We start from the raw sequence: 13,775 nt of genomic DNA, 5'->3' as shown, positions 1-13,775 counted from the left end.
GCATCCGGCTTGCCATAGGGGAAGGGTCACACGGCGCCGCGGCGTCGACCCTGAACCATCCGCCCGGTCCCTCGAAGGCCCGCGGCGAAGCACCTGGAGGAATTTCCATGGCTGCCCTCGACCTTGCCGCGGCCCGGCCGCCGGCGCCGCAGAAATTCTACCAGCACCTTTATGTCCAGGTGCTGTTCGCCATCACCCTCGGCATCCTGCTCGGGCATTTCTACCCGCAGCTCGGCGCCGACATGAAGCCGCTGGGCGACGCCTTCATCAAACTGGTGAAGATGGTCATCGCCCCGGTCATCTTCCTGACCGTGGTCACCGGCATCGCCGGGGTGCGCGACCTGGGCAAGGTCGGGCGGGTCGCCGGCAAGGCGATGCTGTACTTCCTGGTCTTCTCGACGCTGGCGCTGATCATCGGCCTGATCACCGGCAATGTCATCCGCCCCGGCGCCGGGCTGAACATCAACCCGGCGACGCTCGATGCCGCGGCGGTGTCCGGCTATGCGGCCCGCGCGCATGAGACGACCATCACCGGCTTCCTGATGAACATCATCCCGGCCTCGCCGGTCAGCGCCTTCGCCTCGGGCGATATCCTGCAGGTGCTGTTCTTCTCGGTGCTGCTGGGCCTGGCGCTGGCCGCCATCGGCGACAAGGCGGAGCCGCTGATGCGGGTCTTCCACTCGGCCTCGGCGGGCATGTTCAAGCTGGTGGGCATCCTGATGAAGGCCGCCCCCATCGGCGCCTTCGGCGCCATGGCCTTCACCATCGGCAAGTACGGCATCGGCTCGATCGCCAACCTGGCGATGCTGATCGGCACCTTCTACCTGACCTCGCTGCTCTTCGTGCTGGTCGTGCTCGGCGCCGTCGCCCGCTACAATGGCTTCAGCATCCTGGCGCTGATCCGCTACATCAAGGAGGAGCTGCTGCTGGTGCTCGGCACCTCCTCCTCGGAAGCGGCGCTGCCGACGCTGATGGAGAAGATGGAGCGCGCCGGCGCCCGCAAGTCGGTCGTCGGCCTGGTGGTGCCCACCGGCTACAGCTTCAACCTGGACGGCACCAACATCTACATGACGATGGCGGCGCTGTTCATCGCCCAGGCCTGCAACATCGAGCTGTCGCTGTGGGACCAGGTGCTGCTGCTGCTGGTGGCGATGCTGTCGTCCAAGGGTGCCGCCGGCATCACCGGCGCGGGCTTCATCACCCTGGCCGCCACGCTGTCCGTGGTGCCCTCCGTGCCGGTCGCCGGCATGGCGCTGATCCTGGGCATCGACCGCTTCATGTCCGAGTGCCGGGCGCTGACCAACCTGGTCGGCAATGCGGTGGCCACCCTGGTCGTCGCCCGCTGGGAAGGCGAGCTGGACAAGGACCGGCTGGATGCCGCCATGGCCGGCAACCCGATCCCGCTGCGCGACCCCGACCTGGCGATGCAGCCGGCCGAATAATTTCTTGCGGTTGCCGCGACGGGAAGGGCGGGGGCGCGAGCCTCCGCCCTTTTTTTGTCAGCCGGCGACGGGTTCCGACATCGCGACGCGGTTGGCGACGCTCGGCCGCTGCTGGATGCGGTCCCACCAGGCGGCCAGGGCATCGCAGCCCTCCGGGATCTCCAGCGTCACCAGCCCGGCGAAGATCAGCCCGCCGGCCAGGGTGATGTCGGCCATGCTGAAGCTGTCACCGGCGACATAGGGCTGCGCCTGCAGCACCCCGTCGAAATAGCGCATCCCCCGCAGCGCCTTATCGCGCTGGCGCAGGCCCCATTCCGGGTTCTGGTACAGCTCGACATCCGGCCCGAGGCCGGGGGTCGCGTGGTGGAAATAGACGCTGACGGCGTCCAGCACCTCCAGCTCGGCGCGCTTGCTCATCATGTGGATCACGCCGCGCTCGCGCGGGGTGGCGCCGGTCAGCCGCGGCGCGGCGCCCAGATGGTCCAGGTATTCGGTGATGGCGGTGCATTCGGCGATGCAGGTGCCGTCGGCCAGCTCCAGCACCGGCAGCGTGCCGGAATAGTTCTTCTGAGCGCGGAATTCCTCCCGCTTGTGCTCGCCCTTGTACAGATCGACGGTCTCGAAGCGCATGCGGTCGCGCAGCCCCAGCTCGGCGACCGCGATGCGCACCCGCGCCGGATAAGGGCCGGTGGGCCAATCGTGAATGGTCATCATCGCCCGAATCTCCTACCTAACGTTCGGTAGGTAGACGACTAGGCCTTTCCAAAACCCTGGTCAAGCCCGATGGAGGGGGTGGCGATGCGACGGAGAGCCCGCGACGTGAGTCAGAATTCCCGGGAAGCGATCCTGGCCGCGGCCCGGCTGCGGGTGCAGGCGCATGGCTATGGGGGCCTGAGCTTCCGCGAGCTGGCGGCCGAGGTCGGCATCAAGGCCCCCAGCATCTTCCACCATTTCGCCAGCAAGGCGGAACTCGGCGCCGCCGTGGCCCGGCGCTACCGCGAGGATACCGGGGCGACGCTGGCGGCGATCGTCGCCGAAAGCCCGGACCCGGCGACGCGGCTGCGGCGCTATCCGGGGCTGTTCCGCCTCGCGCTGGAAAGTCAGAACCGCCTGTGCCTGGCCAGCTTCATGACCGCCGAGCTGGATGACCTGCCGGCGCCGGTGCAGGAGGAGGTGCGCGCCTTCGCCGCGATGAACATCGCCTGGCTGGAAGCGCAGCTGGCCGCCGCCGGCCTGGCGCCCGCCGGGCCGCGGGCGCAGGCCATCTTCGCCGCCATCACCGGCGCGCAATTGCTGGCGCGCGGCCGGGCCGATCCGGCGCTGTTCGACGCCGTGGTCGAGAGCTACCGCGCGGCGGGGCTCATCCCGGCCTGAAGGCGGCGGCCAGGTTGACCGTGCTGTCGGCGTCCTCTTCCTCCCCCGCCTCGGCGGCGCGGGCGGCGCGCTCCGACAGCTCGGCCCGGGCCTGGGCGGCGCGCCAATAGGTCACCACCAGGTCGGCGAAGGCCTGCGGCGTCAGCCCCTGGGCGGCGTAGCTGTGCAGGGCGACCTCGCGCAGCCCGTTATGGCTGCCGAGCTTCATGCCCTTGCCCAGCTTCAGCGGCAGCGGCAGGCGCGGGCGGATCAGGAAATTGCTGCGCAGCCGGCCATTGGTCACCTGGAAGGCCAGGTCGGCGACATGCAGCCAGGGGATTTCCGGCCCCTCCGGCACGCCGAAGCCATCGGGCGTCAGCCGCAGGAAGGGATGGCGGGCACGGCGCAGCAGGATCCAGGTGGCCAGCCCCATCAGCGCCGCCAGCAGCACCAGGGCGACGCCGGCCACCGGCACCGCGCGGTCGACCGGCCCGCTGCCGACGATGCCCTGCCACAGCGCCGCGCAGAACACCGCGCCCAGCGCGAAGAGGATGCCGACGCCACCGAGAAAAAAACCCTGGGCGCGGGTGTTGGGGTAGAACAGGCGCGCTTCCGCCTGCACCGCGCCGGCGGCTTCCTGCAGCGCCTCGGCCATGGCGGCGTCGCGCGAGCGCAGGCGCTGGATCAGCTCGTCCGACAGCTGGCGCATCAGCCCGGGGGCATCGGCGAAGGCATGCTCCAGCCCGGCCTCGGCCGCGACCACGGGCCGGGTGGCGCGGGCCAGCAGCGCCGGCGTCACCGCCTGGCCGAGCGAGGCCAGGCGCTGGCTGTCCGGCGGATGCGTGTCGGTCGGATGCGGCTGGCGGTCCTCCAGGTGGCGCGACGGGTCGTCGAGGCCGCGCTCGGCGGCGGCGGCCAGCATCTCGGCCAGCAGGTCGCGCGATCCGCGCGCGCCGGGGGCGTCGCGGGCGGCGACCAGCACCTCGTGGATGCGCGGCGCGATGGCGCTGCTGCGCAGCAGCGCGCTGGCGGCGGCCGGCGCCGAGGTGACGCGCGCGCCCACCGCGTCGGCGGCGAATTCGCGCAGGCGGCTCCAGTGATGCACCGCATGGTCGAACTGCTGCAGGAAGAAGGCGCCGAGCAGCAGCGCCGGGCGGGTCAGGATCGAATTCAGCCCGTTGCCACCCTCGCTGGCGGCCACCGCTTCCAGGCTGCGCAGCACCCCGGCATGGATGGGGACGAAGCGGCGCGAATACTCCGTGTCCTCGCCGGTGAAATGGCCGAGCTCATGGCCGATGATGGCGCCGCTTTCCGCCGCGTCCAGCATCGCCATCTGCGGCAGCGGCAGGTACAGCGTGCGGCCTTCCAGCTTCTCTTCGCCAGGCTGCAGCGCGACGTCGCTGGACGTGACGAAAAACCCCTCGGTCAGGCCGACCACCAGGTGGTCGGGCGGCGTGGCGCCGGCGGCCGCCGCCAGCTTCTCGATCCGCGTCCAGAGGCCGGGCGCCTGGGCGGGGTCCAGCCTGCGGCCGAAGACGGTCAGCGGGTCGGGGGTGAACAGCCGCCAGGCGGCGCGCAGCTGCCGCAGCGCCTGGACCAGCACCACCAGCGCGCCGAGGCCGAGGAACAGCGCCACCCCCATCAGCTTGATGTCGCCCTGGCTCAGCGAGCCGGCATGCCACAGCCCGGCGGTCTCGAAGCCCAGCGCCAGCAGGGCGGCCGCGGTGATCAGCAGGATCTGCGCCGCCATCTGCGCCGGCAGCAGGCGGCGCACCAAGCCGAAGCCGGCCAGCAGCGCCTGGCGCGAGGCGCGGCCGAGCCGGCCGATGACGATCGCCGCCAGCAGCCCGGCCGCCCCCAGCGCCGCCGCCAGCCCGCCGGCCAGCAGCGTCCAGAACGGCAGCGCCGCGCGGATATCCGTCACCGCCTGCACGCGGCGGACATCGTCCAGCCGGTCGGCGACGAGGGCCGCGGCCACCGGCGCGGTCTGCAGCCGGTCCTGGATGCGCACCCTTGTCTGCGGCGATTTCTCGGCCAGCGCGCGCAGCTCGGCCTCGGCGCGTTCCAGGGCGGCGACCAGCGCCGCGCCGTCCCGCGCGGTGGTGGCGACGCGCCCGGCCTGCCACAGGCCGATGCCGGAGAAGGCCAGCGGCAGCAGCACGGTCAGCGCCACCAGCCGCGCCCCGCGCCGCCAGCCGCCGCGCGCGGCGCCGCCCTTGTCCTGCCGTGCCGTCATCGCGCCGCGCCCTTTCTCGCCATCAGCCGGATCAGGAGGGGTGGCCCGCATCCTTGTCCAGTCAGAGCCGCTTCAAGCGGACGTGATGGCGCGGGCCGCCCGCGGGCGCAGCACGGGAAGGTGATCCAGGGCGGCGACCATGCCGCAGCCGTGATGCGCCCTTTGACCCGGCGGCGCATTCGGTGCAGGAAGGGCGGCGCGATCGGCCGGATCGGCTCGCGCTCCTACCCCCCAGGCCTGAGGCTTCGTTATCTTGGAACATCTTCCCAGGCTGCAGAGCGGCATCGAGGGCCTGGACACGCTGTTGAAGGGCGGGCTGGTCGCCGGCGCCTCCTACATGATCCAGGGACGCCCGGGTTCCGGCAAGACCATCCTCGCCAGCCAGATCGCCTTCCACCATGCGGCGCAGGGCGGGCGCGTGCTGTTCGCGACGCTGCTGTCGGAATCGCATGAGCGGCTGCTGCAGTTCCTCTCGACCCTGAGCTTCTTCGACAAGCAGCGCATCGGCACCGAGATCCAGTATGTCAGCGCCTTCGACACGCTGGAGAGCGAGGGGCTGGACGAGGTGGTCAAGCTGCTGCGCCGCGAGATCGGCCGGCAGAAGGCCTCGGTCCTGGTCGTCGACGGGGTGCTGAACGCGCGGTCCCGCGCCGGCAGCGCGCTGGACACCAAGAAGTTCATCGCCGAGCTGCAGGGCCATGCCGCCTTCGCCGGCTGCACCGTGCTGTTCCTGACCAGCGCGCGGCTCGATGATTCGAGCCCCGAGCACACCATGGTCGATGGCGTCATCGAGCTCGGCGAGGAGCTGAACGGCGTCCGCGCCAGCCGCAAGCTGCATCTGCGCAAGACCCGTGGCAGCGGCGCCATCGCCGGCCTGCACGAGATGGAGATCACCGACCGCGGCATCGTCGTCTATCCGCGGCTGGAGGCGATGGTCGGTCAGAGCCAGGCCGAGCCCGACCCGGCGGCGGCGCCGGTCTCCAGCGGCGTCGGCGACCTCGATGCGATGATCGGCGGCGGGCTGCAGCCCGGCTCGATCACCATGGCGATCGGCCCCTCCGGCAGCGGCAAGACCACGCTCGGCCTGCATTTCATGGCGACGTCGACGGTCGCCGAGCCCGGGCTGATCTTCGGCTTCTACGAGACCGAGCCGCGTATCCGCCGCAAGGGCCAGGCGCTGGGCCTGCCGCTGGCCGAGCTGATGGACAGCCGCGCGCTGCACATGCTGTGGCAGCCGACCACCGAGCGGCTGCTCGATCCCTTGGGCTACCGGCTGCTCGACCAGGTGCGGCAGACCGGCGCCCGCCGGGTTTTGATCGACAGCCTGGGCGGCATGGCGCGGGCCTCCACCAACCCTCAGCGGCATGTGGAGTTCTTCACCGCATTGCTGCAGGAGCTGCGGGTGATGGGGGTCACGGCGATGACGACCTGGGAAATTCGCGATCTCTTCGATTCCAGCGCCCAGGCGCCGGCGCTGGAGCTGTCCAGCCTGTTCGACAACCTGCTGGTGCTGCGCTTCGCCGAGGTGCGCTCCGAGCTGCGCCGGGTGCTGTCGGTGGTGAAGGTGCGCGACTGGCCCTACGAGGCCTCGCTGCGCGAGCTGGTGATCACGCCGCACGGGCTGCGGCTGAACCGGCATTTCGAGAATGTCAGCACGGTCCATCTGGGCGCCAGCGCCCCCCAGCCAGGAGGCTGAGCGCGACAGCGTTCGGGGCGGATCGCACGCATGACAACCATCCTGGTGGTCGATGACGAGTTCCTGATCGGCGACGTCCTGGCCTTCGCGCTGGAGGATGAGGGCTTCTCCGTGGTGCGCGCCAGCAATGGCCGCAAGGCGCTCGACGTGTTCCAGCGCGACCGGCCGGTGCTGGTGATCACCGATTTCATGATGCCGGTGATGAACGGGCTGGAGCTGGCCCAGGCGATCCGCCAGCGGCCGGAAGGCGCCACCCTGCCGATCATCCTGCTGAGCGGCGCCCAGGCGGAGATCGCCCGGCAGAACGGGCATCTTTTCGCCGCCGTCTTCGACAAGCCGTTCCGCGTCGCCGCGGTGCTGGCGCGGGTGGTGGAGCTGGTCGGCCAGCCGGGCGCCTGAGGCCGGCGCCTCAGGCCTCGGCGAAGCGGCCGCGCTGCGCCGGCACCAGCGTCGGCAGCGGCGCGCCGGCCAGGCCCGCGGCGAGGTTGGCCAGGATCAGCGCCGCCGCCGCCTGCACGCTTTCGGCCGAGCGCCCGGCCATGTGCGGCGTCAGCACCAGGTTGGGCAGGGCGCGCAGCGCCGCCGGCACCTCCGGCTCGCCCTCGATCACATCCAGCGCCGCGCCTGCTATTCTTTTCTGGGCCAGCGCTTCGATGAGCGCCGGCGTGTCGACGGCCGAGCCGCGCCCGACATTGACCAGGAAGCCCTCCGGCCCGAGCGCCGCCAGCACGGCGGCATCGACCAGGTGCCGGCTGCCGGCGCCGCCCGGCACCGCCACCACCAGGATGTCCGAGCGCGCCGCCAGCGCCACCGGATCGGGCGCGTAGCCGTAAGGGCTGCCCGGCACCGGCTGCCGGTTGTGATAGGCGATGCGCATGGCGAAGCCGGCAAAGCGCCGCGCGATCCGCCCGCCGATATCGCCCATCCCCAGGATGCCCAGCCGCTTGCCGCTGGCCATCGGCCGCATGGTGCCGCCGCTGCGCCAGCCGCCCTGGCGCACCAGCGCATCCATCGCCGGGATGTCGCGCAGCATCGCCAGCACCAGCGCCGCGGCATGGTCGGCGACGCAATCGGCATTCGCCCCACGCCCATGCGTCACCGGCACCTGCCGCGCCGTGGCCGCCGCCAGGTCGACGCCCTCATGGCCGACGCCCTGGGCGTGGATGATGCGCAAGCCCGGCAGCGCGGCGATCAGGGCGGCGGAAATCTCGGTGGTGCCATTGGTCAGGATGCCGCCGATGGCCGCACCCCGATCGGCGGCGATGGCCAGCCGGGCCTCGGGGGTCAGCCCGTGATGCAGGGTGAATTCGGCCTCGAGCAGCGCCCGGGTGGCGGGGGCCAGGTCGATGGCGACCAGGATCTCAGCGCGGGAAGCGGACATGCGCGGCGCCCTCCAGGCCGCCGGCAGACAGGGCGGCGGGGCCAGACTTAGCCAGCCCCGCGACGCCGCGGCAAGAGGCTCAGCCGCGCCCGGGCAGCCAGGGATGCGGCGGGATGGTCTGCGGCGGCTGGCTGGGCGCGCGCTGGCCGGGGGCCAGGCTGCCGGCCGGCGGCAGCAGCGGCCCGCGGCCCTGGGCGTCCAGGCGGTATTCGCTGAACTCGCTGTCCACCCGGTTGCCGTCGCCGCGCGGGCCGCCGGCCGGGCCGTAGCCGCCGGGATTGCTGCCGCCGGCATCCGAGCCATTGCCCTGGCCGGGGGCGGCCGGCTGGGTGGTGACGGGGCCGAGGGTGTTGCCGTCCTGGCGCGGCGCGCCCTGGGCGAGGGCCGCGCCGGCCAGCAGCGAGGCAGAGAAAGCAAGGGCAAGGGCGCGCATCAGAAGGACCTCCATGGCAGGCTGCGCCGGGCAAGGGGGGCCGGCGTCACGGGGGATAGACGCGCGGCGCACCCTTGCGGTTGCGCCCACGCCTTGCCGGCGTCGCGCCCGGGGTGCAGGCTCGGGGGCAACAGCGGAGGGAATGCGGCATGACGGGCAGACGCGTGGCGCTGGTCACCGGCGCGGGCCGGAATATCGGGCGGGCCGTGGTGCTGGGCCTGGCCGAGGACGGCTTCGACGTGGTGGTCAACGGTTCGAGCGACCGCGCCGCGGCCGAGGCCGTGGCCGCCGAGGCCGGGCAGCGGGGCGCCCGCGCCCTGGTCGCCATGGCCGATGTCGGCAGCCCCGAGGCCTGCGCCGCACTCGCCGCGGCGGCGCTGCAGCACTTCGGCCGCGTCGACGTGCTGGTCAACAACGCCGCGCTGCGGCCGGCCCAGAAGTTTCTCGACATCACCCCGGCCGATTGGGCGCGGGTCATGGCGGTGGACCTGGAGGCGGCGGTCTGGCTGTCCCAGGCGGTGCTGCCCGGCATGGTCGAGCGCGGCTGGGGCCGCATCGTCAACTTCACCGGGATGAACGCCATCCATGGCTATGCCGGCCGCGCCGCGGTCTCGGTGGCCAAGCATGGCGCCTGGGGCCTGACCAAGGCGCTGGCCAAGGAATTCGCCAGGCAGGGCGTGACGGTGAACGCCATCTCGCCCGGCCCGATCGCCGCCGATGACGAGGACCCGGCCGCCCCCGGGCCCCGCCAGGCCTATGTCGCGAAGGTGCCCTCCGGCCGCATGGGCACCCCGGCCGAGGTCGCCGCCGTGGTGCGGATGCTGGCCGGCGACGGCGGCGCCTATGTCAACGGCCAGATGCTGCAGGTCAATGGCGGCGCCGAGACCTGAGCGCGCCGGTCACGGCATGGCCCGCCCCACCGCCTCCGAGGGCGGCATGCCGTAGCGGCGGCGGAACATCAGCGCGAAATGGCTGGGATTGGCATAGCCCACGGCCAGCGCCACCTCGGTGACGCTGAGCCGCCGCTCGGCCAGCAGGGCGCGCGCCTTCTGCAGCCGCGCCTGCTGGACGAAGGCATTCACCGTCGTCCCCAGATGCGCGCGAAAACCTTCCTTCAGCTTGCGCTCGTTCAGCCCGGCGCGGCGCGACAGGGCGCGGATCGTCCAGGCCTCCTCGGGCGCTGCCAGCACCAGGCGGCGGGCCAGCTCCAGCCGGGCGAGCTCGCGTGGCGGGGTGGCGCGCTCGGCCGGCGGGTCGCGCATCAGCGCCATGGCGCCGACCAGGATGTCCAGCGCGCCCTTCTCGGTCAGCAGGTCGTCGCCCTCGGCATCCAGCCCGTGCCGCAGCAGGCGGGTGGCGATATCGGCCAGCGGCTCCGGCGTGCGCAGCAGGCCGACCCAGACCTGGTCGTCGGCGACATGGCACAGCGGATGCGCGTCGCCGGCGGTGCGGAAGGCGTCGCGCAGGCCGATGCCGTCGAGGAAGTCGAGCGACAGCCGCAGCTCGACGGCGCGGAAGGCGGCGTCGGGCGGCAGCCGGCTGCGCCCATGCACCGCGACGCCGCCATAGCAGAAATACAGGTTGTCGCCGCGATAGGGGATGGAGACATTGGACATCGCCTTGCCCGGCTGCGCCAGGTAGCCATGGCCGCTGCCGCTGAGCAGCAGGGTGACGGTCAGGCCCGGGGCCATGAAGCCGCCCTCGGGGAAGCCATGCGTCATGGTGAAGTCGTAGAGCGTCAGGTCGAAGCCCGGCCGGATGCCCAGGCGCCGGCATTGCCCGTGATAGGCGTTGGGCGCCGGCGCGCGGCTCTGCAGCTCCGACAGCAGCGAGCAGGGCGGGTCGAGCCGCGGCGCATGGCGCAGCGTGCGCTCCTCCAGGGCCAGGGGGATGGGGGCGGGCGGCATGATGGCGCTCCGGGTATTGCGACTGATTATCATTATCGTGCCATAAGGGGCGGGGCGCCGGCAACAGTCCCGATCCCGGCCTTCCCCGCCCCGCTTCCGGTGGCAGGGCAGGGCCCGGATCTCTAGGGCTGCCCGGCATTCCAGCCGACCCGGAGAGCCGCCGCCATGCCCCATCCCCCCCTCGCCCAGGCGCTGCGCCGCGGGTTTCTGCCGGTCTTCGCCCTGCTGGCCTTGCAAAGCGCCGCGGTGGTTGCGCAGACGCCCTCCCCGACCACCGCGGACGGCGCCGTCGTGCTGCCCGCCGTCAGCGTCACCGGCGCCAAGCGGCCGCAGGACCCGATGAGCGTGGACGGCACGCTGGAAACCGCCGAGCCGGAAATTCTGCGCGCCCGCGGCATCGCCTCGATCGACCAGCTCGACCGGGTGTTTCCCGACCTGCATATCCGGCCGCGCTCGGCCCGCGCCTATGCCAACCTGACCATGCGCGGCCAGACGTCGTCCGATTTCTATTCGCCCTCCGTCCTGGTGCTGGTCGACGGGCTGCCGCAGGATTTTTCGCTCGCCGGCCAGCTGATGCCGATGCAGCTGGAGCGGGTCGAGGCGCTCTACGGGCCGCAGGGCACGCTCTATGGCGCCGGCGCCGTGGGCGGCGTGCTGAACATCGTCACCCGCCGGCCGGATGACCTGTTCCGCGCCTCGGCCATGGCCGGCATCAGCAACCGCCGGCGCGAGGCGGGGGTGCTGCTGAACACCCCGCTGGTCCCCGGCGCGCTCTTCGCCGACCTGGCGCTGCAGACCCGCCAGGAGCTCGGCCGCTACCAGCAGATGAGCGGCAGCGACGATGTCGGCGGCAGCCGCGACTACACGGGGAGCCTCCGCCTGCGCTACGCCCCCGAGGGCAGCCCCTGGGACATCATGCTGAGCGCCGCCCGCGGCATCCAGCGCTCCACCGAGGAGCAATATGCGCTGGCCAATTCCCGCGTCGCCCTGCCCTTCGACTCCCACTACCGCCTGGCCACCACCAGCCTCGGCCTGAATGCCAGCTACGACCTGGGCGGGATGACCATCGCGTGGATCACCGGCTGGCAGGACCGCGACTTCGACCGCACCATCCAGGGCTACTACACCCCCGAGACGCAGCGGACCTTCAGCCAGGAGCTGCGCCTGGCCACCACCCCCGGCCAGGGCCGCGCCGTCGACTTCGTCACCGGCCTCTACTACCAGGATGTCGAATTCGAGCGGCGCATGCCGGGCCAGGTCTCGCGCCAGACGCTGCGCTCCTACGCGGCCTATGGCGAGGCCACCTGGCACATCACCAGCCGCCTGGACCTGACCGCCGGGCTGCGCGCCGACACCATCGACACCACCGCCGAGGCGCATGGCTTCGTCCCCCTGCGCGGCAGCCGCAACGACAGCGCGCTGTCGCCGAAGCTTTCTCTCGGTTATCGCCTGACCGAGGCGCTGCGCCTCTTCGCCCTCTACAGCAGCGGCTTCAAGTCGGGCGGCTTCACCCGCACGGTGACGCCCTACAACTTCGCCTATGACTTCGCCCGCGCCCGCACCGACAATCTGGAGGCGGGAATGCGCGCCCGCCTGCTGGACGGCCGGCTGGAGGCCTCGGCCAGCGGCTACTACGCCTATACCCATGGCTACCAGACCTTCGTCGGCACCCAGCCGGTGCAGTATCTGCAGAATGTCGGCGACGTGGAATCCTACGGCTTCGACGCCCGCCTCACCGCCTATGCCACGCCGGCGCTGCGGCTGAGCGCGGGGCTTGGCCTGAACCACGCCGAATTCGTCCGCTACCGCGACCCGACCGGCCAGGGCCAGGACAACAAGGGCCGCCGCCCGGCCTATGCCCCCGCCGTCACCGCGCAAGGCGAGATGGCCTATACGTTTGCCCTGCCGCGCGAGACCGGCGAGCTGGTGCCGCATGTCGGCGTCACCCATGTCGGCCGCACCTGGTTCGACGAGAGCAACAGCGTCGGCCAGGCCGCCTACACGCTGCTGGATGCCGGCATCAGCTGGAACCACCCCTCGGGCTGGGGCGTGCATGTCTACGGCGCCAACCTGACCGACAAGCGCTACGCCAGCTATGGCTTCGCCACCGGCACGCCGCTGGGCAATGCCTATCAGCTGGGCGCCGGGCGCGAGGTCGGCTTCCGCGTCACGGCCAGCTTCTGATGCCGGCGCCGCGGCTCGGGCCGGTGCTGGCGGCCATCGGCGGGCTCTATCTGGGCCAGTCGGTGATCGGCGGCCTGGCCTTCCAGACCCTGCCGGCCGTGCTGCGCCAGCAGGGCCAGGGGCTGCAGGTCATCGGGCTTTTTTCTCTGATGTTCCTGCCGCAGGCGCTGAAGTTTCTCTGGGCGCCGGCGGTGGAGCGGCTGCGGCTCCGCGCCGACGGGCGGCGGCATTCGAAGCCGATCATCCTGGCGGGGCAGGGGATCGCCGTGCTGCTGCTGATCGTCCTCGCGGCAGGCGACGGCGACCCCTGGTTCAGCTTCGGCCTGATCGCGGCGGCCATGCTGGTCGCCGCCACGCTGGACATCGCCTGCGACGGCTTCGCTGTGGAACAGCTGCCGCCCCGCGTCCGCGGCTGGGGCAACACGCTGCAGGTCGGCGGCGCCTATCTGGGCATGGCGCTCGGCGGCGGGCTGGCGCTGGTCCTGCTGCGCCATTGGGGCTGGAGCGCCGCCATCCTGGCCCTGGCCGCGGCCCTGGCGGTGGCCGCCATCCCGCTGGCCCTGCTGCGCGAGCCGCCGGGGGTGGCGCCCCCGGCCCGGCCCTCGCTGCGCCAGGCCTGGGCGCGGCCGCTGCTGCGGGACGGGCTGCGCCGCGTGGCAATGACCCAGACCGGGCTGCGCATGGCCATGGCGCTGCTGCCGGCGCTGCTGGTCGATGCCGGGCTGGGGCTGGGCGGCATTGGCTGGCTGAACGGGCTGGGCGGCACCACGGTCGGCCTCGCCGGCACCCTGGCCGCCGGAGCCTTGGCCGCCCGCGCCGGCGGCAGCGAGGCGCTGCTGCGCCCGGCGCTGGTGGCCCAGGCCGCCATCTTCCTGGCGCTGGGCGCGGCGGCGTTCTTCGCGGCCCCCGCCGCCGTGCTGGTCGGGCTGGCGCTGCTGCTGGGCCTGGCCGCCGGCTTCGCCTTCGTCGCCCTCTACGCCGCCATGATGGGCTGGGCCGCCGGCCCCCAGCCCGGCATCGACTTCTCTCTGTTGCAATGTGCTGATGCGGGGCTGGCGGTGGTGGCGGGGATGGCGGCTGTCTCTTAGACACATCTGACGCCGCCGACGACTTAATAGGTGTAAAACTCGGTGGTCGCCGTAT

The 13,775-nt window shown here is 72.2% G+C and carries 12 protein-coding genes; 7 read left to right on the top strand and 5 right to left on the bottom strand.

The annotated features are described in order from the left end of the window. Positions 1 to 107 precede the first annotated feature (107 nt). A complete protein-coding gene (locus GVN67_RS04720) occupies positions 108 to 1,442 on the top strand; it encodes a dicarboxylate/amino acid:cation symporter (RefSeq protein WP_159993325.1) in 1,335 nt (444 codons plus the stop codon). A 57-nt stretch (positions 1,443 to 1,499) separates the two neighbouring features. Here the strand turns inward: GVN67_RS04720 and GVN67_RS04715 are convergent, their stop codons facing one another. After that, positions 1,500 to 2,153 (bottom strand): glutathione S-transferase, encoded by a 654-nt coding sequence (locus GVN67_RS04715; protein ID WP_159993323.1) that lies wholly within the window; start codon positions 2,151 to 2,153, stop codon positions 1,500 to 1,502. Between the two features lie 108 nt (positions 2,154 to 2,261). Between GVN67_RS04715 and GVN67_RS04710 the strand changes: the two genes are divergently transcribed. Continuing rightward, complete coding sequence (locus GVN67_RS04710) at positions 2,262 to 2,816, top strand: TetR/AcrR family transcriptional regulator (RefSeq protein ID WP_159993321.1); 555 nt, start codon at positions 2,262 to 2,264, stop codon at positions 2,814 to 2,816. On the opposite strand, the gene GVN67_RS04705 is transcribed toward GVN67_RS04710, so the two are convergent. Beyond that, positions 2,803 to 5,031: a M48 family metallopeptidase gene (locus tag GVN67_RS04705; protein ID WP_159993319.1), complete on the bottom strand. Its 2,229-nt coding sequence runs from the start codon at positions 5,029 to 5,031 to the stop codon at positions 2,803 to 2,805. The genes GVN67_RS04710 and GVN67_RS04705 overlap by 14 nt on opposite strands. Before the next feature lie 253 nt (positions 5,032 to 5,284). Here GVN67_RS04705 and GVN67_RS04700 point away from each other — a divergent pair, with 253 nt between their 5' ends. Further along, on the top strand, positions 5,285 to 6,727 hold the full coding sequence (locus tag GVN67_RS04700) for an ATPase domain-containing protein (protein ID WP_159993317.1): 1,443 nt from the start codon (positions 5,285 to 5,287) through the stop codon (positions 6,725 to 6,727). A 30-nt stretch (positions 6,728 to 6,757) separates the two neighbouring features. Continuing rightward, entirely contained in the window at positions 6,758 to 7,126 is a 369-nt protein-coding gene (locus GVN67_RS04695) for a response regulator (protein WP_159993315.1), read from the top strand. Between the two features lie 10 nt (positions 7,127 to 7,136). Here GVN67_RS04695 and GVN67_RS04690 read toward each other — a convergent pair whose 3' ends face one another. After that, positions 7,137 to 8,108, bottom strand: a complete 972-nt coding sequence (locus tag GVN67_RS04690) for a 2-hydroxyacid dehydrogenase (protein WP_159993313.1) — start codon at positions 8,106 to 8,108, stop codon at positions 7,137 to 7,139. A gap of 79 nt (positions 8,109 to 8,187) precedes the next feature. Beyond that, on the bottom strand, positions 8,188 to 8,541 hold the full coding sequence (locus tag GVN67_RS04685; RefSeq protein WP_159993311.1) for a hypothetical protein: 354 nt from the start codon (positions 8,539 to 8,541) through the stop codon (positions 8,188 to 8,190). Between the two features lie 149 nt (positions 8,542 to 8,690). Here GVN67_RS04685 and GVN67_RS04680 point away from each other — a divergent pair, with 149 nt between their 5' ends. Then, positions 8,691 to 9,431 (top strand): SDR family NAD(P)-dependent oxidoreductase, encoded by a 741-nt coding sequence (locus GVN67_RS04680; RefSeq protein ID WP_159993309.1) that lies wholly within the window; start codon positions 8,691 to 8,693, stop codon positions 9,429 to 9,431. A 9-nt stretch (positions 9,432 to 9,440) separates the two neighbouring features. Here the strand turns inward: GVN67_RS04680 and GVN67_RS04675 are convergent, their stop codons facing one another. Then, positions 9,441 to 10,448: an AraC family transcriptional regulator gene (locus tag GVN67_RS04675; RefSeq protein ID WP_159993307.1), complete on the bottom strand. Its 1,008-nt coding sequence runs from the start codon at positions 10,446 to 10,448 to the stop codon at positions 9,441 to 9,443. A 165-nt stretch (positions 10,449 to 10,613) separates the two neighbouring features. On the opposite strand from GVN67_RS04675, the gene GVN67_RS04670 reads away from it, so the two are divergent. Both GVN67_RS04670 and GVN67_RS04665 read left to right on the top strand, forming a co-directional pair. Beyond that, entirely contained in the window at positions 10,614 to 12,632 is a 2,019-nt protein-coding gene (locus GVN67_RS04670) for a TonB-dependent receptor (protein WP_159993305.1), read from the top strand. After that, entirely contained in the window at positions 12,632 to 13,720 is a 1,089-nt protein-coding gene (locus GVN67_RS04665; RefSeq protein WP_159993303.1) for an MFS transporter, read from the top strand. Before GVN67_RS04670 ends, GVN67_RS04665 begins: the two co-directional genes overlap by 1 nt. Positions 13,721 to 13,775 lie beyond the last annotated feature (55 nt).

It is taken from the genome of Roseomonas sp. 18066 (genome assembly GCF_902706185.1).
Classification (GTDB): domain Bacteria; phylum Pseudomonadota; class Alphaproteobacteria; order Acetobacterales; family Acetobacteraceae; genus Pseudoroseomonas.
The sequence above is the reverse complement of the archived record's forward strand: the minus strand, read 5'-3'. Positions and strand labels throughout refer to the sequence as shown.